Source organism: Comamonas testosteroni, assembly GCF_000761245.1.
Classification (GTDB): Bacteria; Pseudomonadota; Gammaproteobacteria; order Burkholderiales; family Burkholderiaceae_C; genus Comamonas; species Comamonas testosteroni_C.
Genome location: NZ_AWOR01000042.1, coordinates 109,467 through 130,514 on the forward strand (window position 1 = coordinate 109,467; position 21,048 = coordinate 130,514).

General features: G+C 58.2%; 24 protein-coding genes. 19 read left to right on the plus strand and 5 right to left on the minus strand.

The genetic code is table 11. From position 1 onward, the window contains the following. Window positions 1-187: 187 nt before the first annotated feature. Window positions 188-1,171, minus strand: coding sequence for an asparaginase (locus P353_RS08955; protein WP_080750498.1), 984 nt, complete (start codon window positions 1,169-1,171; stop codon window positions 188-190). An 82-nt stretch (window positions 1,172-1,253) separates the two neighbouring features. Between P353_RS08955 and lexA the strand changes: the two genes are divergently transcribed. The 4 genes from lexA (at window position 1,254) to P353_RS08975 (ending at window position 3,801) form a co-directional block, all read left to right on the plus strand. Beyond that, on the plus strand, window positions 1,254-1,925 hold the full coding sequence (lexA, locus tag P353_RS08960) for a transcriptional repressor LexA (protein WP_034368362.1): 672 nt from the start codon (window positions 1,254-1,256) through the stop codon (window positions 1,923-1,925). 170 nt (window positions 1,926-2,095) lie between these two features. After that, on the plus strand, window positions 2,096-2,518 hold the full coding sequence (locus tag P353_RS08965) for a hypothetical protein (RefSeq protein WP_034368189.1): 423 nt from the start codon (window positions 2,096-2,098) through the stop codon (window positions 2,516-2,518). A 431-nt stretch (window positions 2,519-2,949) separates the two neighbouring features. Beyond that, window positions 2,950-3,195: a hypothetical protein gene (locus tag P353_RS08970; RefSeq protein ID WP_003053995.1), complete on the plus strand. Its 246-nt coding sequence runs from the start codon at window positions 2,950-2,952 to the stop codon at window positions 3,193-3,195. 144 nt (window positions 3,196-3,339) lie between these two features. Further along, entirely contained in the window at window positions 3,340-3,801 is a 462-nt protein-coding gene (locus P353_RS08975) for a universal stress protein (protein ID WP_034368192.1), read from the plus strand. 306 nt (window positions 3,802-4,107) lie between these two features. On the opposite strand, the gene P353_RS08980 is transcribed toward P353_RS08975, so the two are convergent. Then, window positions 4,108-4,491: a hypothetical protein gene (locus P353_RS08980; protein ID WP_034368194.1), complete on the minus strand. Its 384-nt coding sequence runs from the start codon at window positions 4,489-4,491 to the stop codon at window positions 4,108-4,110. Between the two features lie 296 nt (window positions 4,492-4,787). On the opposite strand from P353_RS08980, the gene P353_RS29155 reads away from it, so the two are divergent. From P353_RS29155 to P353_RS09030, 12 genes are all read left to right on the plus strand, one after another. After that, on the plus strand, window positions 4,788-5,189 hold the full coding sequence (locus P353_RS29155) for a hypothetical protein (RefSeq protein ID WP_198529048.1): 402 nt from the start codon (window positions 4,788-4,790) through the stop codon (window positions 5,187-5,189). An 18-nt stretch (window positions 5,190-5,207) separates the two neighbouring features. Next, window positions 5,208-5,516 (plus strand): hypothetical protein, encoded by a 309-nt coding sequence (locus P353_RS08985; protein ID WP_003053988.1) that lies wholly within the window; start codon window positions 5,208-5,210, stop codon window positions 5,514-5,516. A gap of 95 nt (window positions 5,517-5,611) precedes the next feature. Continuing rightward, entirely contained in the window at window positions 5,612-6,016 is a 405-nt protein-coding gene (locus P353_RS08990; protein ID WP_003053987.1) for a hypothetical protein, read from the plus strand. Window positions 6,017-6,100: 84 nt separating this feature from the next. Further along, window positions 6,101-6,742: an FABP family protein gene (locus P353_RS08995; RefSeq protein ID WP_003053984.1), complete on the plus strand. Its 642-nt coding sequence runs from the start codon at window positions 6,101-6,103 to the stop codon at window positions 6,740-6,742. Window positions 6,743-7,311: 569 nt separating this feature from the next. Further along, window positions 7,312-7,758, plus strand: coding sequence for a universal stress protein (locus tag P353_RS09000; RefSeq protein WP_003053983.1), 447 nt, complete (start codon window positions 7,312-7,314; stop codon window positions 7,756-7,758). Window positions 7,759-7,954: 196 nt separating this feature from the next. Then, a complete protein-coding gene (locus P353_RS09005; protein ID WP_034368198.1) occupies window positions 7,955-9,433 on the plus strand; it encodes a metal-dependent hydrolase family protein in 1,479 nt (492 codons plus the stop codon). 9 nt (window positions 9,434-9,442) lie between these two features. Further along, window positions 9,443-10,204, plus strand: a complete 762-nt coding sequence (locus P353_RS09010; protein ID WP_034368201.1) for a hypothetical protein — start codon at window positions 9,443-9,445, stop codon at window positions 10,202-10,204. A 357-nt stretch (window positions 10,205-10,561) separates the two neighbouring features. Then, window positions 10,562-11,422 (plus strand): hypothetical protein, encoded by an 861-nt coding sequence (locus tag P353_RS09015; RefSeq protein WP_034368205.1) that lies wholly within the window; start codon window positions 10,562-10,564, stop codon window positions 11,420-11,422. A 517-nt stretch (window positions 11,423-11,939) separates the two neighbouring features. Then, window positions 11,940-12,137 (plus strand): hypothetical protein, encoded by a 198-nt coding sequence (locus P353_RS09020; protein WP_034368207.1) that lies wholly within the window; start codon window positions 11,940-11,942, stop codon window positions 12,135-12,137. Window positions 12,138-12,204: 67 nt separating this feature from the next. Beyond that, on the plus strand, window positions 12,205-12,552 hold the full coding sequence (locus tag P353_RS09025) for a PRC-barrel domain-containing protein (protein ID WP_003053976.1): 348 nt from the start codon (window positions 12,205-12,207) through the stop codon (window positions 12,550-12,552). A 537-nt stretch (window positions 12,553-13,089) separates the two neighbouring features. Further along, entirely contained in the window at window positions 13,090-13,338 is a 249-nt protein-coding gene (locus P353_RS29515; RefSeq protein ID WP_190275133.1) for a hypothetical protein, read from the plus strand. Between the two features lie 249 nt (window positions 13,339-13,587). Then, the gene (locus tag P353_RS09030; RefSeq protein ID WP_012838825.1) at window positions 13,588-13,782 is read left to right on the plus strand and encodes a hypothetical protein; all 195 of its coding nucleotides are present in this window, start codon (window positions 13,588-13,590) and stop codon (window positions 13,780-13,782) included. Between the two features lie 337 nt (window positions 13,783-14,119). Here the strand turns inward: P353_RS09030 and P353_RS09035 are convergent, their stop codons facing one another. Beyond that, window positions 14,120-14,500, minus strand: a complete 381-nt coding sequence (locus P353_RS09035; protein WP_003053968.1) for a cupin domain-containing protein — start codon at window positions 14,498-14,500, stop codon at window positions 14,120-14,122. Between the two features lie 566 nt (window positions 14,501-15,066). Continuing rightward, a complete protein-coding gene (locus tag P353_RS09040) occupies window positions 15,067-15,312 on the minus strand; it encodes a DUF333 domain-containing protein (protein WP_034348676.1) in 246 nt (81 codons plus the stop codon). 320 nt (window positions 15,313-15,632) lie between these two features. On the opposite strand from P353_RS09040, the gene P353_RS09045 reads away from it, so the two are divergent. Both P353_RS09045 and P353_RS09050 read left to right on the plus strand, forming a co-directional pair. Continuing rightward, the gene (locus P353_RS09045) at window positions 15,633-16,850 is read left to right on the plus strand and encodes a sensor domain-containing diguanylate cyclase (protein WP_003053964.1); all 1,218 of its coding nucleotides are present in this window, start codon (window positions 15,633-15,635) and stop codon (window positions 16,848-16,850) included. Between the two features lie 150 nt (window positions 16,851-17,000). Next, a complete protein-coding gene (locus P353_RS09050; RefSeq protein ID WP_034368364.1) occupies window positions 17,001-17,780 on the plus strand; it encodes a YoaK family protein in 780 nt (259 codons plus the stop codon). Window positions 17,781-17,794: 14 nt separating this feature from the next. Here the strand turns inward: P353_RS09050 and P353_RS09055 are convergent, their stop codons facing one another. Then, a complete protein-coding gene (locus P353_RS09055) occupies window positions 17,795-18,961 on the minus strand; it encodes a GGDEF domain-containing protein (RefSeq protein WP_034368209.1) in 1,167 nt (388 codons plus the stop codon). Between the two features lie 1,057 nt (window positions 18,962-20,018). Here P353_RS09055 and P353_RS09060 point away from each other — a divergent pair. Further along, the gene (locus tag P353_RS09060; RefSeq protein ID WP_034368367.1) at window positions 20,019-21,038 is read left to right on the plus strand and encodes a D-2-hydroxyacid dehydrogenase family protein; all 1,020 of its coding nucleotides are present in this window, start codon (window positions 20,019-20,021) and stop codon (window positions 21,036-21,038) included. The last annotated feature ends 10 nt before the right edge of the window (window positions 21,039-21,048 follow it).

Here is a 21,048-nt window from a genome sequence, read left to right on the forward strand (position 1 = left end):
TTTTGTTCTCGAACCTCAAGCTCCCGGCCGTTCGGCCGGCATCCTTCCGATGCGGGCAAGCTGCACCGAGGTGGAATTGCTGCCATCAATATTCATAGCTATCTGCGCTCATGACCATTGAGTTTTAGATAAAAAGCATCGTAGATTCCCCGTATTACGCGGGAACGATGCTCTTAAAATAAGAGCATCAACCCAATGCGCGAGGCCAGCCCATCAGCTCCAGCATCAGGCTGATTCTGGCCTTGGCCGCAGGCAGGCTGCTCACATGATCATCCTGCGTTCCCTGAGCCTGCACCACCTGCCCCTCCTCGCACCGGGTTGCGATACGCAAAGTCATGCCCTGCGCCTGCGCCCAGTCCAGCGCTGGCCCCAATGCCTGATGGACCGTGCCATTGCCCGTGCCCACCACCACCGCGGCACGCACGCCTTGCGCATGCCAGGCCTGAACTACCGCCAGCGCCACGGCACTGTTGCAGCCGGCATGGCTATGCAGCAGCTCCACCTGGGGCCATTGACCTGCGGGCGGTAAAGCGATCGCAGGCGAGCCAGCCAAAGCTGCCCTAGGCAGCCCGCCCGTTGCCCAGCGCAGCCGCCCCTCTTCCACCCAGCCCTGCGGACCGGCGCCGCTGCCATCAAAGGCATCCACACGGTAGGGATGCACCTTGCGCACCTGGCGTGCGCTGAACACCCGACCCGCCACCACGGCAAGCACACCGCGGCCAGCAGCCTGCGTATCGGCCGCACAGGCCACGGCATCACGCAGATTGCCCGGGCCGTCGGCCGAAATGGCTGTGGCCGGGCGCATGGCGCAGGTCAACACCACGGGCTTAGTCGGGCGCAGAACACATTGCAGAAACCAGGCGGTTTCCTCCAGGGTGTCCGTGCCGTGGGTGATGACAATGCCGCTCACATCATCACGCGCGAGCAACTCTGCACAGCGCAGCGCGAGTGCATGCCACGTCGCGTGATCCATATCCTTGCTGTCCAGCTGCGCCAGTTGCTCCGCCTGCAGCGACGCCGCAGCAACGCGCTCCATGTCCGGCACAGCCTGCAGCAGCTGAGCCACGCCCAGCTGGGCCGCACGGTAGCCCACGCTGGCGCCAGCCTGCTCTGCGACACCGGCAATCGTGCCACCGGTGCCCAGGATGACGATATTTTTGTCACGTTCCACTTGCAGTCCTCTTCAAACTGATTAAAAATACAGGTACTGGATGAACACACAGTATTCATCATTGATCGATCAAGGAATGCCCATGGACCACCCCAAGCTCACTCCCCGCCAGCAGCAGATTCTGGACCTCATCCAGTCCACCATCGCTCGCACGGGTGCGCCCCCTACCCGGGCCGAGATTGCCAGTACCTTTGGCTTCAAGTCCGCCAATGCTGCAGAAGAGCATTTGCAGGCACTGGCCCGCAAGGGCGTCATCGATCTGGTCAGCGGCACATCGCGCGGCATTCGCCTGCGCGCCGATACCGTGCGCACCATCAATGCGGCACGCGGTGCCAGCTTTGCGCTGCCGCTCACGGCCCTGGCTCCGCTGGTGCTTCCCCTGGTCGGCCGCGTCGCTGCCGGCTCGCCTATTCTGGCTCAGGAACATATCGATCAGAGCTATTCGCTCGAGCCCAGCCTGTTTGCCGCCAAGCCCGATTACCTGCTCAAGGTGCGTGGCATGTCCATGCGTGACGCGGGCATTATGGACGGCGACCTGCTGGCGGTACAGGCTACGCATGAAGCGCGCAACGGCCAGATTGTGGTGGCCCGCCTCGGTGATGACGTTACCGTCAAGCGCTTCAAGCGCACGCCTCAGGGCATCGAGCTGCTGCCCGAGAACCCCGACTACAAGATCATTCATGTCGATCCTGAAGAGCCGTTCGCCATCGAAGGCCTGGCCGTAGGCCTTATCCGCAACAGCATGTTCATGTAACGGGCAGACGGCGTCCCTCCGTCTATGCAGCGCAGGCACTGAGCCTCTTTCCCTCTCAAGCCCAGGCAGTAGGCGCGAAGCCGTTGAGCTTCGCCCTGGGCGGAGCTTTGCCGAAAGAATGCAATCCTGCCCTTATCCATGCCGCAAGGTCATCAAAAGGAGTTGCCAAAATGGGATTCGCCACATCACTGCAGACTTTGACACGCCTGACTCTGAAGAGCCTGCCTGCCACGCTGTCGTTCAACCCGAACTTCAGCTCCGATGACGCAAGCAAAGCCGCCGCAGAACCCGTATCGCTCACTACCAATCGACCAAAGGCGAAGCAGATCAGCATTCCTGTCATGCGCGCCAACCGCGGCCGCAGTCGTCTAGGCAGCAATACGCTTTATCCTCAGACCTTTGCGGCGCCCCCAGAGCTGCAATCACTAGTAACCGATGAGTCGACGCAAGCTGCTTCTCCGCGACTTCTCAAAATCGTGCAGCGAGAACCGCGCAAGCAGCCCGAATGCCTGCTGATCTGCGGACGCATGGCCGATGTCTGCGCAGCGCTGGAGCGTATGGCACTCCATGAGCAAACAGCCCCGCAAGTCTGAAGCAGCAAGTCTGAAGCACAGTGAGGTTTGACTGCCTGCACTTATGCCGCCCACGCCCGATCCGCAATAGGCCTGCAGGCGATGCAACAAAGCTTCCATATGCATCCAACACAAAGCCATCTCAACGCTCTTGGCCCATCGGCCGGTAGATATGGCACCAGACAACCATGCCAGCAGTGCATAGGCGAAAAACTCGATATCGCCAGCGCAGGCCCTCTGTATTTGCGCCGAACGATCTGGATCGTCATGTAAATTTTTTACTGATGTTCTGCCTGGGCCTGTTCGCGGAACGCATTTCGCACAATGCCTCGCAGCCTCCAGAACTCCTTGTCAGGCGCGAATATCCGTCAGAACGGATACCCGGATCAGGGTATTGCGGCACCTCCTCGACAGTGGAAACATTCATATACACATGTCAACGAGGGCGTCTTATGAGTGCCTACCGCAAGCTCTTGCAGCACATACAGGCCAAAGACGCCAATGGAGACCTGCGCCTGATTCTGGTCTATCAGAGTTTTGATGAGGTCGACATGCCGCATGGCATCTCCATACGCCCATCTGCCATTTACTTTGAAACTGCCGATCACCAAGAGGTCAACTGGCTCAATCCACAGCAGTTCGAGATAGAGGCCACTGGCGAAATCCTCAATCGCGTTCCTCCTTCGCCCGAGGAATGAGACAACTCGGCGCGACCGCCCCTCGTTACAGAGTCTTACCTCCTGTCTACAACTCTGCTGCATTCAAGAACTAGGCATTGCGCGGCTCGAAATATTGGAATAGATTGAGTCTCAGGCACATCTTCCGGCATCAGGAGGCTGAACATGTTCAAGCACCTGCTCATTCCTACCGATGGCACCAAACTGTCAGAGGCTGCCGTGCGTGCCGGCATTCTGCTTGCACGTGAACAAGGCGCCAAGGTGACCGGCCTTTATGTCATGCCCGATTACCGCGCCATCATCTACGGCGCAGACGCGCTGTTGACTTACAACAGCGCAGAGTTCGAGCGAAGTGCCAACAACGATGCAGATGCGGCTTTGCAGTTCGTTGACCAGATTGCCAGACCTGAAGGCGTGCTCTGCAACTTTGTGCGAGTCACCCACGCCTCTGTCTACCAAGCCATTGTTCAACAGGCGCAGGAATTGCAATGCGACCTGATTTGCATGGCTTCACACGGTCGCAAAGGTATCGGCGGAATTTTGCTGGGCAGCGAAACCCAGCGCGTTCTGACGCACAGCCATGTCCCGGTGCTGGTACACCGGCCCGCCTCCACCGGCAAACATTAAGGAGCCAGAAATATCGAATAGCAGTCCTGCATGTCGCACGCTTGCCTCGATACAAGATGGGCTCAAGCGACTTGCAAGTCATGGCTACAAAATGCAGGCCAGCCAGTCAGCAGTTGCTGGCCGCACCCGATGGGGCAACCTGTCAACCGTTCAAACGCGTCAGCAACAGTGCAAGAGCGATAAACGGCGATTGAGGCCAAAGTAACGCCTCTGCCAACTATTCAAATGCATTGACTGTGTGGGCTGCAGAACCGGATCGAGAGGACCCCGAAACTTGCCCGCCTTGCGCGGGCATTTTTTTGGCTGCTAGGCACATCGCTCCGGTACTTCTCCCAATCGCTCACGATGCCCAGGCAAGGTGAACAGAATCTGGAGATTCTGCGAGTCCATTTGCTGCACCACGATGGAGCCGTCTTCGTGCAGATAGATCCGCACAGTGTGTGCATCATCCAGATCCCAGTGTGCAACGCTCGTATTCACCCCCCGCCAGCCATGCTCCTCGCACAGCCGACGCCGACGCAAGGCCTTCAAAAATTCCGGTGAAGCACCAAGCTCTGCATTGGTTTGCACCCAGCTGTCGATCACCAACTCATAAGCCATCTGCTGCGTATGACAAGGCTGGGCCAGCTTCATATGCCTGATCCAGGCATCCAGACGGGAGGCAAAAGTGTATTGCAGGTGATGGGACATGGGCTTTTTTTTTGAATTCAGTAAGGCATCGGGCTAGATCGCCACTTGCACATCAAAATCAGAATTTTCCTACGCCCAATTTACCGAAAAGTGCAGCAGAAACAAAATCTACATCACCAATAGGCTCAGGGTTTAACACTGCTTGATGACTGGGCTGAGAGACGACTGGCAAAGTGAGAATGGCCAGAGCCACGGTGAACCCTGAGCCTGCACGGTGACATATCTCAAGGATTGGACAAGCTGGCTTTTGGACGCTTGCCAGCTGTTCAGTCACCGCATTGCCACGTATTTCTGGAGTGCCTACCGATGACTTGCCTGTTGGAATTCAGGCAGCGCGATTCAGCCATCCTTTCGATGACTCAGGCCCCGAGCATCGACATCCTGACATTCAATGCTCCCCTCTAAAAATTGTCATCATCAGGCAACTTTTACGCTCAAACCCATGCCAGCTCAAGATAGATTTCATTAAAAAAATCTATCTTTTCACTCAGTTACTTAGCACGGCTACTTCATCAAAAAAAGATGACAGCGGCACCGGCAAAGCACCTCCTCAGCGCTTCAAAGAAGCTCACACATCAGATCTGGTCTATCCATTAGCGCGATCTGTAAGTGCCTACATACTTTCTTACATCCGCTTGATACAACATCAGTCAAATGCAATGAAATGTCAGCTCGCAGGTCCTGCGGCAAGTTGTTGAGGAACAGGGAGTGTCGTCATGAGAAAAGTTAATCCTGCCGCCAAGAACGCGAACCGCGCTTTTGTCCGTCTGCACACGTATGTGACCAAGCAATTCGACTGGGATCTCTTCACCAAGGACTACCGTGTAGTCCTGCACACAGACGAGGACGGAGGCGTCACGCTCTACATCGTCAAGGTCTTCGACAAGGACGGACAGCCTGCCGCGCTAGGGCCAAAGATACCCAACCAGATTACGTTCTCTTACCGTCAGGCTCCCATCATGTCGGTATGGACAGAGTTCTTCAACGACGGCAAATTCAGTTGGCGCAATGTCTCCTGCCGCTAGGGCGCGGCGGTGGGGGATGAAGGCCCGGCTGTCGACATAGACACCCGCCGCTGCGCCAGGAGCGCCATCCTGTCCAACACATTCAGGAGAGTTGCATGACCCGCTTCCAACCGATGCTTGCAACTGCTGCCCTGCTCAGTCTCATGACGCTACATCTCAGCAGCAGCTCCATGGCACAGGCCGCCTTTACAACCCCAGGCGGCTACACCAACTCCTACAGCGGCCAGATCACCGGCAACGGCATCGTGCAATACGGGCTTGAAACGCGGCCCTTCCAGCGCATGACCGTCACGCTCAACACCAACAACCCGTCCAGCCAGATGAACGTCTTCAAGGACGGCGCTGCCCAGCCTCTATGCCAAGGCTCTGCCCACAACAACATCTGCACCTTCCGCATCGAGCGTGGTGCCAGCTACCGCGTGCTGATCTTCCTCACGCGTGAAGCAGCCCTGCGCGGCGAAAGCGCACGCTTTACGCTCACCACCGAAGAAAGCACCTGACGGCTTGACTGCCGTCAAGAACACCTCAGTCCGTGGCTTGTAAACTGGCTTTAACAGATTCAAAGTGAAAGCCCGTTACACGATATGGAAAACTTTCCCAAAGACATCTACACCGAGCCTACGCCCGATGTGAATACACTGGCCAACCTCGGCCCCCTCACCGGCATGGCTGGCGTCTGGACCGGCAAGCGCGGCCTGGACATCAACCCCAAGGCTGACGGGCCCGAAAAGCAGGCCTTTATCGAGCACATGGAGTGCCAGCCCATCGATGCGCAAACCAACGGCCCACAGCTCTTCTATGGCCTGCGCTACCACACACGCATCGTCAAGCCCGACGACGTGGAAACCTTTCACGACCAGGTCGGTTACTGGCTGTGGGAGCCTGCCACCGGCAACATCATCCAGACCCTGACCATCCCGCGCGGGCAGACCGCCATGGCCACGGGCAAGACCACGGCCGATGCCACCAGCTTCACCCTCAGGGCCGAGCGCGGCTCCACCGTCAACGGCATCTCCAGCAACCCGTTTCTGGAGCACGCCTTCAGAACCGACGCCTATACCATCACCGTCACCAAGCACTCAGACGGCACCTGGTCGTACGAGCAGGAAACCACGCTGACCATCCCCGGTCAGAGCGAGCCTTTTGCCCATACCGACCGCAACACCTTGCACAAGATTGGCGAGCCCACGCCCAACCCAACGGCAAGGGCCGCAGTTGAAATCTGATTAGCGCTCTCAAAGGACGCCACGCCACAGCCGAATTCACTGGCTCCACAGGGCGCACACTCCCCGATTACCGCATCGTCCGCGATGGCCTTACGCTGCTGGTCATGGACCTTACGGGCAAGAAGGCGCTTGCCTTCAATCTGGTCGCGAAGGCTGCGGCGCAGGTACACCGCACTGCGTTCAAGACCTTGATACGGGGCAATGCCGACAAATGACAGCACAGCAGCCACCTGCTAAACCTGAATTACGGCCGCCCCATGCGCCATGCACAGTCGATTGCGGCCGACCTGATGCTGGCCTCCTTTGACAGCTTGCCAACCGGCAACAGCCGCAGAGCATGCTCCGCATGGCGTTCGAATAGTCTGCTTTTGATAGCTTCTAACGCTTTATGGATAAGGGCTTGAGGCGGTTTATACCTGCATCTTCATGAATTTGATTTCCATCAAGAAACCATCTGAATACTCATTTCAAGATGTTGCATTAGCAGCCCTGGAGTGTGAATATGAGTCCAATGATCGGTCGAATTGATTTGGCAACAAGACGCGCACTTATGCGCAAGGAGGCTGGATATGTTCAAGCACATTTTGATTCCTACGGACGGCTCGAAACTTTCTGAGGCCGCGCTGCGCGCGGGCATACAACTGGCCAAGGAACAAGGCGCACAGGTGACGGCGCTGTATGTGATGCCCGATTACGCAGCCATGATTTACGGAGCCGAGGCGCTGATCGCCTACAACTCTGCAGAGTTCGACAAGAGCGCCCAGAAGGAAGCAGATCAGGTGTTGCAAGCTGCCCTGGACATTGCCAAGACCGAGGGCGTGGCCTGCCAGACGGTGCGGGTAACGAATATCTCCATCAATCAGGCCATCATCAAGCAGGCGCAGGAGGGTAGTTGCGACCTGATCTGCATGGCATCACACGGCCGCAAGGGCATTGCCGGCATTTTGCTGGGCAGCGAGACCCAGCGCGTACTGGTCAACAGCAGCATTCCGGTTCTGGTGCACCGCCCGGTTTAAGCCTGATCGACTGCGGCGGAGTCACTTCCCGGCCGCTCTCATAATGCAAGAACGCCCCATCGCCCTCGTGCGGTGGGGCGCTTTTTCATGGGCCGATCGTCGTGTAGCATCGGTGCATCAAATTGTGAACATTAGGTTCCATTTTTCACGCCAGCAGCGGCGTCTCTTGTTCATTTTGAAAAAAGGGATAAGGCAGATGAGTCACGCAATCGCAACCGATGCCGGCCTGGCATGGCAGACCGGCCCGATTCGCCCGAGGGCCTGCACCTGCGGTAGCGTGGTGTGCCAGTTGCTGCATGAGCGGGTCATGAGCGATATGTCGCGCCGCATGTTTGTGGGCGGGGTGGCGGCCATGATGGCGCCATTTGTGGCCCTGCATGCAGCCGAGACAGGTGTGGGCGGCGCGGCCAGGCCGGCCGACGGCCCCGTGTTGCTGACCAATCTGCGCCTGTTTGACGGTACGGGCAAGTCGGTGCGCCAAGGCGTGCAGGTGCTGATCCAGGGCAAGCTGATTGCCGCCCTGCCCTCTGCCGGCGAGAAGGTCGAAGGTGCCCAGGTGATCGACTGCCAGGGCAAGCTGGTGATGCCGGGCATGATCGATACGCACTGGCACACCATGCTGGCGGCCGTGCCGCAAATGACGGCCATGACGGCAGATCTGGGCTATCTGTACATCTCCGCCGCACAAGAGGCGCAGCGCACGCTGATGCGCGGCTTCACCGCGGTGCGCGACGCGGGCGGCCCAGCCTTTGCGCTCAAGCGCGCGATCGACGAGGGCATGGTCCCGGGCCCGCGCATCTATCCCAGCGGGGCGATGATTTCTCAGACCTCGGGCCATGGCGACTTCCGCCTTCGCAGCGATATTCCGCGTGCGGCGAACGAGCCGCTGAGCATGGTGGAGCAGACCGGCGTGGCCATGATTGCGGACGGCGAGGCCGAGGTGCTGCGCCGCGTGCGCGAGCAGCTGATGCTGGGGGCATCGCAAATCAAGATGCTGGCAGGCGGCGGCGTGGCATCGCTGTACGACCCGCTGGACAGCACCCAGTTCACCGAGAAGGAGCTGCGCGCCGGAGTGGAGGCCGCCGCAGACTGGAACACCTATGTGATGTCCCATGTTTACACGCCCAAAGGCATCAAGCGGGCCATCAAGGCGGGCGTGAAGAGCATCGAACACGGCCAGTTGGCCGACGAGGAAAGCGTGCGCATGATGCGCGACGAAGGCGTGTGGTGGAGCCTGCAGCCGTTTCTACAGGACGAGGACGCCAACCCCTATACCGATGCAGTGCGCCGCGAGAACCAGTCGCGCGTGGCCCAGGGCACGGTGCGCGCCTATGAGATGGCGCAGAAGTACGGCATCAAGACGGGCTGGGGCACGGACATTCTGTTCAACCCCAAGGGCACTGTCACACAGGGCAAGCAACTGGCCAAGCTGACGCGCTTTTACGACCCCATGACGCTGCTGAAGCAGGCCACGGGCACCAACGGCGAACTGCTGGCCCTGTCGGGCGAGCGCAACCCCTATCCCCAACCACTGGGCCGCATCGCCCCTGGCGCATTTGCCGATCTTCTGGTGGCCGATGGCGACCCGACGGTGAATCTGGACTTCCTGAGCAACCCGGAACAGAACCTGCGCCTGATCATGAAGGACGGCAAGGTGTACAAGAACACGCTGTAAGGGAGACAAATGAGCCAGCACATCACCACCATTCCGGGCATGGCAGCTGCGACACTGGCCGCGGGCCTGCTGGCAGGCGCGCCAGCCTGGGCTCAGAACAAGGCTGAGGCCGATGCATGGCGCTTTCAGCTCACGCCCTATGTATGGATGACGGGGCTGAACGGCAGCGTCCGCCCGTTCAGAGGAGCGCCCACGGTGAACGTGAACAAATCGTTCTCGGACATTCTGGAGGATCTGGACGCTGCTGCCTTTGTGAACGGCACGGCACGCAAGGGGCAATATGTGCTGCAGGGCGACTTCAGCTACGCAGCCACATCGGACAAGGCTGCCCTACCCTTAGGCCTGAGCGCAAATGCCAAGATTCGCCAGACCTCGCTGACAATGACCGGCGGTCACAACTGGATGCTGAGCCCGCAGTCGAGCGTTGACCTGATGGCGGGGCTGCGCCTGTGGCAGATCAAGGCCGAAGTGAATGTGCCAGGGGTGGGTTCGGCGCAGTCCAACACCTCGTTCGTCGACCCCGTGGTCGCCGCACGTTGGCGCTACGACATTGCGCCGCGCTGGTCCACCTTGGTGTATGCCGATATGGGTGGGCTGGATGTGGGCTCGAAGTTCACCTGGCAGGTGCACGGCTCGGTGAACTACCAAGTCAAGGAAAACATCTTTGTGTCCGTTGGCTACCGCCACCTGAGTGTGGACTACCGTGACGAGGGCAAGCGACTGGACTTCAGCCAGAGCGGCCCGATCGTCGGAGCGACGTTCAGGTTCTGATCCTCACCAGCAGATAGACAATACCCAGCCCGCCAGACCAGCGGCTTTAATGCCACATGCAGCAATGGCATAGGCGATGGCAATCGCTGCGCGCGAGCCGGGCTGCGCCAGGCCCTCGATAGCGCTGGCTTACCTGGTGCACGATCTCGCTCGGTTTCGGCGCATGGAGTCTCCTCAACCACCGAAGGAGCAGAAACTGAAAATGCGCTCAAAACACCATCACAGAGCAAACCAGGGGCGTGCGCACTCATTGCTGCAGTCGCCTTTCTTTGCTCCGTCAGCCGCCTGCGACGGGCGACAATGTCAAAGCTGCACCAACTGACCAACACAAGAAATCCGACAGGCCACGAGGCATCAATGAACCGCACCGAATTCCTGCAACAGCCCGAAGTCGTTGGCTTTACCGACTGGCTTGCAGCCACACTCCCCCAGCGACAGATTCAGTTGAACATTCGCTCTTCCAGCTACGTACCCAAGGGCTTGATAGCCACCACCTGTTTTGCCGATCTGGTACCTCGCCACTACCGCTGGCGGGCGACTGGCCTGACAACGGGCGACTGGGCCGAGTCGTGCATAAAGACAAGCACTCTTTCTGCCAAGCTGCGCACTGCCGTGCAGGCCAACGATGCGACAGCCACCCTGGCCGCCTGTAGCGATGTGCTGGATTGGGGCGGCGAGCGCAACCCCAAAGAAGGCGCGCGGCCCTTTCTTGTGGGCCTTGGCTCTAACATCAGCCACTACATTGCCCAGACCCACCAGGAAATGGCGCTTGGCTCGGCCAGCCTGCGCACCGGCTTTCCGACAGTGCGGCTCATGAACTCCATGCTCACCAAGGTGCACGCCTTCTATTCGGCCGAAGGCTTGCCCATCTATGACTCACGGGTCAGCGCCGCAGCGGCTGCTCTGGTGGAGTTCTGGCGCCGCAGCAGCGGCACGCCCCACCTGCCCGATACGCTGAGCTTCCCGCTGGCCGGCGGCAGCCAGAAGCTCCAGCACAAACTGGCTTGCCTGTTTGACCAGCCACCGACGCCGGGCACCCTGCTCTACACCAGCCAAAGCACGCCCCAGCGCTGGGCTGGCGCCAAGGTGCGACTGGCCTGGGTAATGGCCGAGACCCTGCGCAAGACCCCCAGCCTGTTTTCAGGCCAGCCCGATCGCATGCGCGCCATGGAAGCTTCGCTCTTCATGGTGGGCTACGACCTGAGCTGCCTGGCCTGAACAAAACAGCCCCTGCCAACCAGTAGCTGCAAGGCTTTTCCGCACCCAGGAATTTAGGTCAAATAGTCCTCCAGCGCCGATTCATCAAACGCCGGAAGCTATCCAAACGGCTAGCTCTGGAAAAAGCCAATGGGCCTGTCGAAGGCGGACAAGGGCAAAAGGGCAAAACGGCAAGGCAGGCGGAATCACGGCAGCGCCCTTCACCAAGGCATAAGGCCAGCCGGTGGACCCGATTCAGGGTACTGCGTTTGGAGCGACTTGCATCGTGGAGACAGCGACCGCAATCCTGAATGAGCCCAGAACCCACCACATCCTGCTGCGCGTTTGGATGAATACTGTGAGGAATATCGAGAGTTCCGCCTCAAACGTAAACCAAATGCTACGTAATGGCCGTGAACTCACAAAATTCAGCGTTGTGCCACGTTCTCCTACAGAAGGGTTTTCCATGACTCGGCGACCATGCACCCACAGCAAGCCAACCCGGTTTGCTGATCACCAACCTGAAGGAGTGAAGGACATGACGCAACAAGCGAACCAGCAGCACAGCCCCAGCCAACAGGACAAGCAGCAACAGCAGCAGCAAAACCCTGGGCAACGCCAGCCAGGCCAGAGCACCAGCCAGCCCGGCCAGCAGCAACAGCAAACCCCGGGACAGCAGAAGAACCCTGCTCAGCAACAGCAGCCTGGGCAGCAGCACAAAACGCCTCAGCAGTGAAAGTCAGCGCCCGGCGCTGGCCCACCTTGCCAGCGTTGTTCTGTATCACGCAAAGAAAGGAGCAGGAATGCAATTAACCTCACCTGTCATCTCATCCGATCGTGTCAACGGCACCAACGTCTACAACCCCAACGGCGAAAAACTGGGAGCTATCGACTCACTGATGATCGACAAGCTCACCGGCAAGATTCGATATGCAGTGATGCAGTTTGGCGGTTTCCTGGGCATCGGCTCAGATCTCTACCCACTGCCGTGGGATAGCCTCAAATACGAACCCAGCCAAGGCGGGTACGTGGTCTCCGTCACCAAGGAGCGGCTTGAAAATGCCCCTCACTACGAGGGAGGCACATTGCCCGAATACACCGACGACTACGGCCGCCGTGTTTATGACCACTATGGTGTGCCCTTTGTCTGACCCCGGCACGCAGCCACACATGCGCTAGTGCCCAAACTCAAGAAAAACCGCAGGCCGGTCAGCGCCGGCCGCCATCCATTTGGAGTTCAGCCCACCTCGCGGTCGGCTTTTTTTTGCGCGGAGATTTTCAAATGTAGCCTCCCGGCCCCGCGGGCCTTAAGCGCGACCTCTCCCCGCAGGGTCAAGCGGGGCCATCTGGTGTGATTGCTCCAGGTACAAGGTATTGCTCAAAATCGAGGCCTGAAATACGCTTTGCCAATACCGTACGTAGTGCACAAGCTGTGGGCTGCGGTCTGAGCGGTCACACCAGATGGTGACGTTACCCATCGCTTTCTGCCGAGCCTGAGGTTCTCTACCCTCCCTCCGCTTCCCCAGGCACGCCGCAAGGCATCGGCCTTTACGCACAAGCCCACCCGCCAACGCCGGTGGGCTTTTTCTTTGCCGGCAGGCACTGGCAGGCACTCAGTGCGGCCACGCAACACATGGGGTCGACGTCTGTTGACGCGCTGTACAGGGCAAATTTAAACTACTGTACAAATGAACAGCACTGATGAAAATAACAGTAAAATTCCAAGCAACAGCTTGCTGCACCAGAGCGCGAAGCGCATTCACTCCATACCTTCGTTGGTTTCGCCTGCTCGCAAGAGCGCTGGCCTTTTTTATTCGCCCCCGCCTATCCAGCGGGCCTGCCTCTCGCCACAAGGAGATTCCATGCTGTACAGCACCGTTCCTCAACCCGTTGATGAAGACCTCGTGCAGCGCCTGCGCGAGAAGGGGGGCCTGTGAAATGGCCACACATCCCCACCGTCGCGCTCGCGCTGCTCCTCGCAGCCCTGCTCTTGATCGCCCCGGCCTTGGAGCAAGGCTACTGACCGCCGCGCAATGGAGCCTCACCCTCCTGGGGATCTTTTGCCTCATCGGCGTGGCGGTCGTCATTGCCACCACCCCGGAAGCCTGGCCGCTGTGAACGGTCAACCTCATCGATTTTGATAGCTACAGGCGTTTTCCTGACAAGCGCCAGACCGGAGAAATATCATGGAAAAGATCATCGAATCCCTGATCCTCGTCGCCGCCATCTTCATGGGCGTACTGTGGCTTGCCACCCCCAACGCCCAGGCTGACGAGCCCACCGCCCTCACCAAATCCGTGCGCGACGAGTTCGCCTGCCCGGGCATGCACGCCGAATGGCTGGACGCCCACACCGTCCAGTGCCTGCGCGAAAAGCCCTGATCTACCACGCCCCGCAGCCCCCGCGAACAGCACATGCCCCATAGACACCGTGCGGCAATATCTGCAGCACCGCGACAGCCAGCGCAGCCGACTGCTGCCTGCTATGGAAAGCAAGACAGCTAGTTCAATTCAGACGATGCCATCAGTGGCAGCACACTTTCAAATGCAGATAGGGCAAGCGCAACGGAATCACCAATTCAGAAGCTCGAAAGCGCCCTCCAAGCAGACAAAAGCCCGCCAGGCTTCAGACCTAGAAGGCTTTTTTGCCAAGTGGTTGGCATGTACTACCGCTACATCAATCTGTCATGTCGCAAGCCCGCAAGCACTTGCGCGAGCGTTATTCGGAAGGTTTTGCGTAGACCTCTGCACTTAGCACCTCAAGGCCGACAAAGGGTTCATTGCCTTCGACCCAGGCGTCGTGACCGGGTGGGATGGCGTAGGACTCTCCTGCGCTGAGCATTTTCTGAGAGCCATCCTGCATTTGAACGGTGAGCTTTCCCGAAACGACGTGCCCCACATGCGAGAGTTGGCAGTAGTCGGTCTTCACCACGGGCTTGATGCATTCGGACCAGCGCCATCCGGGCTCAAAGTTAAACCGCCCAATCGTGTAGCCCTGAAGCTTTACGAGCTCCACGCGAGTTTTGCTAGGTGTGCGAAGTTCATCTGGCTCGCTGTGCGACCTGACTTCTAGCTTCTCAACGCTTACTGGAGTGGCCATGATTTTCTCCTTCATAAGAGCTGCACCTCAAGCCCCCAAGGAATTCTTCAGGTATAGCTGGTGAGCTGAAGGACAGATGAAAAACTTATCACTATGTCATTCGCATGGCATTGCCAGGAGCGCTTATCAGTTACCAATTGCTCCATGCGACGCGCCACCGCCTGCGCCCCCAACCCACGGCTAACAGCAAAAAGCATGCTTTGACACACAGGGGGCCAATGCGCCCCATCTAAAGCGCCACAAGTTCGCACAAATTTTTCAGATTTGCATACAGCAAGCAGGTCGAATGCAGCTGCACCAGGAACGGCATGACTTCTTTGCGCAGACTCAAGACGGCCCGGTGCGGACTGTTTTGGGCACAGCCAATGCCTTACCCATTGGTAAAGCTGGCTGAACTGTCCAGATCCCGCCCACCCAGCCTTCGCCGTGTGGGTTTGTTTTCTATTCACGCAGACACGATGGGTCACGCCGCCCCTTGGCCTCAGCGAGGTACATGCCCACGTCATCCACTGCGCACCAAGAGCCCACCAGCACCTGAGCCCGCCGATGTGAAGACTACGGCGCGACTACTTTGCAGGGTGGTCGCGGCGGAACAGCTCCCACTCGTCGATTTCCGTGCCATTGGGCAGCACGCAGATGCCGCGCTCTCCGGCTGTTGTCTTCTCGATGCGGGTCTTGCCGCCCAGCTTGGCGCAGTACACCGATGCGGGGTTGGCCATGCCAATCACAGGCGCAGCAGGCTGAGGCTGGGCGCAACCGCTGATAGCAAGCGCAGAAAGTACTGCGCTGGTGGTTCCAAGTGCTTTTTTCATGGACTCAATGTAGCAAATTCCGCCTTTTTCAATTGAGCCGCCAAAACTCCTGATTCGCATCAATCCCTCGTTTCCTTCATTCATAGGGGCTAAGGGTTGGTACCGACGATGCTGGCGGCACTCTGTCAGCCAATGTCACTTTTAGTTATTTCACCTCCAAAAAAAGGAAAAGTGAACTGTCAGAAATCGCAAGAAGTTGTTAATTTCTGATCCGGAAGATGAGCGGCTGACACATTAGTCGCCGCCCTGGCATTTAGATTTGACTAGAGATATGGCCAGTCTGGCCTGTCTGTTGGTGATCACTAGCAGAAGGGCTGTGTATGCATACGAGCAACGACCACATCTTTGTGTTGATGCCATCTCTGTCCCTGCTCTTCTTGGCCGGCCTGCTGGGGGTGTGCTGGGCGACCCAGCCCAAGCAACGCTTTCTGCTCTGGCTGTGCGCCGCTTTCCTGCTAACAGCAATGTCCATCAGCATTCGCAGCGTGCTGAAGTTTGAAGTCCTCAATCACTATGTGGTTCTCGTCAACGCACTGTTTCTGGCGGGAGCTTGGTGTTTTTCCAAGAGCTTTTCAGAGCGTCGACGTGTACCCACATATCCGCTTGCTGCCCTTGTCTTGTGTGCCGCAACGCTGGCCTCGCTCTACTACTTCGTCAATGTGGCACAGAACCAGGTGGGTCGGCTGCACGCATTCGGTATAGGCGTAGCACTGATGCTCTTGCTGCCAGTGCCAGCAGTTCTCAAACGAGGCCTCACCAACGATTGGCTGGATAGGACTTTGCTGTGGTCCTATCTGTCTTATGCAGTCTTTACCATGCTGCGCCCAACGCTGGTCGCAGCTTTCGCGCATAACGGTCTCGGCGATGCCATGGATGCCAACTCAACCTATTGGCTGACAACGCTGATGAGTATTTTGCTTTTTGCCTTGCTCTTCACCGTTTTAGTCTGTGCAGTCACCATCAGGGACACAGTCCGTCAACTGCGCACTGAACGCGACCTGGATGCCTTGACCCAGATACTGAATCGCCGCGCATTCAGGGAAGCTGCACAGCATCGCCTGAGCGACCAGCGCCTGTATCCCATGGCGCTTCTGGCCAGCGATATTGATCACTTCAAACGCATCAACGACAACTGGGGGCATGACAAAGGTGACGAGGTCTTGCAGCTTGTCGCCAGAGCGATGCAGCACAATGTGCGCAGCAATGATCTGGTTGCACGCTTCGGCGGTGAAGAATTTATGGTTCTGCTGACCAAGATCGATTTGCAAGGTGCCGAGCAAGTCGCCACGCGCATTGGCCTGGAGTTGAGAAATGACCAGGAGGTATTGCCGAACGGGCCAGCACTGACGCTGAGCTTCGGCATCACATCAATCAGCAATGCTGAACAGCTTGAAGGTGCACTGAGGCAAGCTGACCAGTTGCTGTACAGCGCCAAAAATGCTGGCCGAGACCGCGTTCATGTGGAAGGCCGAACTTACCCTGACATCAGCTTTGAACACACCATACCGGCAGACCACCCCATGGCCTTGCTGATGTGAGCCGGTGAAATCACTGACCAATGCCATCACGCACCAGGCAGCTCACGTATCCAAGTTGGCCCACAATGATCCATGCATGGTCGCTGGCAAACCCATTTGTCAGCATTGATGTACCCCGTCATGGGTGCACTTTTGTCAGTGGAATCTTTGATGCGCAGACTTCGCCATCTCACCAACCGGCATCGCACGCCGTCCACCAATATCGCCCTGGGTCTGCTGCTGGCCTTTAATGCTGGCGCGGTCAACGCAGGTGGCTTTCTTGTGCTGCGGATGTATACCTCGCACATGACGGGCTTCGCCTCTCAACTGGCTGATGGCCTGGTGCTTGAGAACGCCAAGCTGCTGCTGAATGCGCTTGGTGCCATCATCGCCTTTACAACTGGCGCGGCCGTGTGCGCGTTGCTGGTGAATTGGGGACGCAAACGTCACCTGTACAGCGTCTATGCCCTGCCGCTGATGCTGGAGGCCGTCATGCTGATTGCCTTCGGCCTGATGGGCACAGTCACCTTGACCTGGAACACACCCTTCGCAGTGCCGCTGACCGTGCTGCTGCTGTCCTTCATGATGGGTTTGCAGAATGCCGTGGGCTCCAAGACGTCCGGCGGCAGCACTCGCACCACGCACATGACCGGCAATTTCACGGATCTGGGCATGGAACTGGGCAAGATGTTTTTCTGGAAGCGCCATGCCAACGCCGGCCTGCAACTATCGCCCCTGGTTCGGCATGACTGGCGCCGTATGAAGGTGTCCGCAGGGCTGATTTTGATGTTTGTACTGGGCGGCATTACCGGTGCACTGGGCTTCAAGCATCTCGGCTTCATCTGCGTGGTTCCGCTGGCCGCGCTTTTGCTTGTACTGTCCGTGCCTCCATTTATGCGCGACGCAGCGCAGTCCGCCGAGCGGCCATCACTCTTTGGCAAGAAGAGCTGAGTGCATCCTGCATCTCACGCCGCTGCCGCGACGTCACCTGGTCCATGCACGACGACCTGATCGCGCCCGAGCTCCTTGGCCTTGTAGAGTTGCTGGTCAGCCCGCATCACGGCTTCGCGCAGATCACTGCCGAATGGGTTGACCACGATACCCATGCTCAAGGTCACACGCTGGCCATCGGGCAATGGCGCAATGATCTCGACCGCTCCTGCACGAATACGCTGCGCCACACGTTGTGCAGTCTCAATGTCGGCATGGGTCAACAGCAACACAAATTCTTCGCCTCCAAAGCGAGCCACCAGGTCGCTACCACGGACACTTGCCTGTACGACTTCCGCGACGGCCTTGAGTACTCCGTCGCCATACTCGTGCCCCCAGCTGTCGTTGACCCGCTTGAAGTGATCCAGATCCGCCGCCACGATGGAGATCGGCTGCGCTTTTCGATCTCTGGCCAGCAGGTCCGCTAACTCCCAGAAGCCACGACGATTCAACACGCCAGTCAGCATGTCGTGATTGCGCTCGTCTCTGAGTGTGGCCATTGCATCCCTCATCGAAACGATGAGCATGAGGCCCGAGAACGCCAGGCTGAACAACAGCGATCCCAGCATGGTGACCAACCAGTAAATGGAGCTGAGCATGTCCTGGAGCTCAGTGAATCCAAGAAACAGCACCATGATGGGCCTTAGCACTGTGTAGATCGCAAAGGCCCCGTAGGACCGGTAAAGCAGCTTCTCCAGCCCGTCACGTCTGACTCTTTTTAGCGCGATGGCCGGAAACGGTATGAAGTGAATGATGCCAAGCCCGGTGTTCAGCCAGAGCACGCGCGCTGCAATGTTGTCCTGCACGATGCTGTACTCGTAAAGAGCAGCAACCACGATGATCGATACCAGGGCCGAGACCTTGGGATATGAGGAGACGGAAAATTTCTGAGCGACGCCCCAGGTACAGAGCCAGGCACCAAGCAGATAGATGGGCCCGGTGTAAATAGCCCACCGAACCAGTTGCCCGTGAGGTGTCAAGCATTGCCAACCCAAGGCAAGCCCCGTAAGTGTCAACCCACAAGCCGTCGAGAGCAAAAACACGGAGCGGCGCTGTCCAAGCCAGCAAAAAGCCATGAGTGCGCCCAATGCCGTTATGCATACCGGCGCGACCAACAAGTACAGCTGCAAATTGCTAGGCATGAATTGGCGGATCAGGAAAGCTCATTCACGCGGCAACGCAATTGTGGTGACCCATGCTCTGAGACTCAGAAGGTGGAGTCCATTTGCTAAGTGGACTGATAAACGCCTGAATGTTAACAATTGCGCCGAGAACCCTGCAAATCTCCTCCGAAACACAATGGTTTCCCTGGTTCGTCACGAGTCCGTCAAGAAGCAGCAACTCGCGGCCGCCCTCGCCCATAGCACTCGCCCCCGGCCCCGTCTTTGAGCGGGCTTTTTTATGACTGAATCAAAGATGCATCTCCCTGGCAATACCTCCCAGAATCATCGCCAAAGAAGTCGCGGCTCAACTGATGGATCTGCTCTGAAAGACCTTTGAGCGCCTTGAACGGCAAAGCAGACAACCTGCCCCAGCCTCGGCAAATCAGCGCGGGGCGCTGGCTGACTAGCGCTCCTGACGCATGGGTGAGCAGGCACCCGTTGTCTCGATTGCAGTTGCCGGAACACACCGGCGCCCAAAAAGCCTCTGCGCACTCACACAGCAGCAGCTTGATCAACGGCCTCGAGCCGCAGTGCCAGATGGCTGCAACCATTGCTGTTTCTCGGCGTCGTATTTGTGGCAATTGCAGATGCCATCCGCACCGGGAGTCACATGGCCCGGAATGGCGTCCCTCACATCCGCTGGAGGGGTTTGGATACATCAGTAAAACAGGTACTCGGCCAAGTCCCGAACATGACCTGTCGCCTACGCCCGTCTACCAGGGACTTATACCTATAAACCCAGTTTTTAGCTGACGCAACAGCCTGCAGTCGCGCCCCAGGACAACCTTGGATCACAATAGCATTCCCATCGGACAGAGCTTTTGCGGCATGGGCATCAAGATACATGCAAATTCCCTGGGCCAGCGTAGCTTTCAAAACCTGCGCCAAACCTACGCTAAGCTCTGGAGTGTGTAGGGTGCGCGTAGGGAATCTGGTGGCGTCGATTTGGCGTAAGTTTTCACAGAAGCAATCCTAAGCCTTTGATCGCATTGAATTTCATTCAATAAACTCAGCCACTTATTTAAGGATTCCAGTGGTGAACATCGTTATCCTGGACGATTACCAAGACGCGGTTCGCAAGCTCGATTGCGCCAAGCTGCTCGACGCCTTCAACGCAAAGGTCTATACCAACACCATCAAGGGCGTGGGTCAGCTCTCGGTTCGACTGCGCGACGCGGATGTCATCGTCCTGATTCGCGAACGCACCCAGATCTCGCGCCAGCTGCTCGATAAACTGCCCCGGCTCAAGCTGATTGCCCAGACGGGCAAGGCTGGCGCCCATATCGATGTGCAGGCCTGCACCGAGCGTGGTGTGGCGGTTGCAGAGGGCGTGGGCTCTCCCATTGCTCCGGCGGAGCTGACCTGGTCGCTGATCATGTCGGCCATGCGCCGTCTGCCGCAGTACATCTCCAATCTCAAACATGGTGCATGGCAGCAGTCCGGACTCAAGGCGGCCTCCATGCCGCCCAACTTCGGACTGGGCAGCGTGCTGCGCGGACGCATTCTGGGTATCTGGGGCTACGGCCGCATCGGGCAACTGGTGGCTGGCTATGGCAAGGCCTTTGGCATGCAGGTCTGTGTTTGGGGCAGCGAAGCCTCGCGTCACAAGGCCGAGGCCGATGGATATCTGAGTGCCCCGTCCAAAGAAGCTTTTTTTGAACAATGCGATGTGCTGTCGCTGCATCTGCGTCTGCACGACGCGACGCGCGGCATTGTGACGGCACAGGAGCTGGCACGCATGAAACCGACGGCCTTGTTCGTCAATACCTCGCGCGCCGAACTGGTGGAGCCCGAAGCACTGCTGTGTGCCCTGAACCGCGGCCGCCCGGGACTGGCCGCGATCGATGTATTCGAGAGCGAGCCGATCTTGCAAGGCCATGCCCTGCTCCGTCTGGAGAACTGCATCTGCACGCCCCATATCGGCTACGTGGAGCAAGACAGCTATGAGCTGTATTTCCGTGCTGCATTTGAGAACGTGGTGAACTTTGCCGACGGCCAGCCCAGCAACATCCTGAATCCCGAAGTTTTCAGCGGCCCACTGCGTTTGAACCGCTAACCGCTAACCG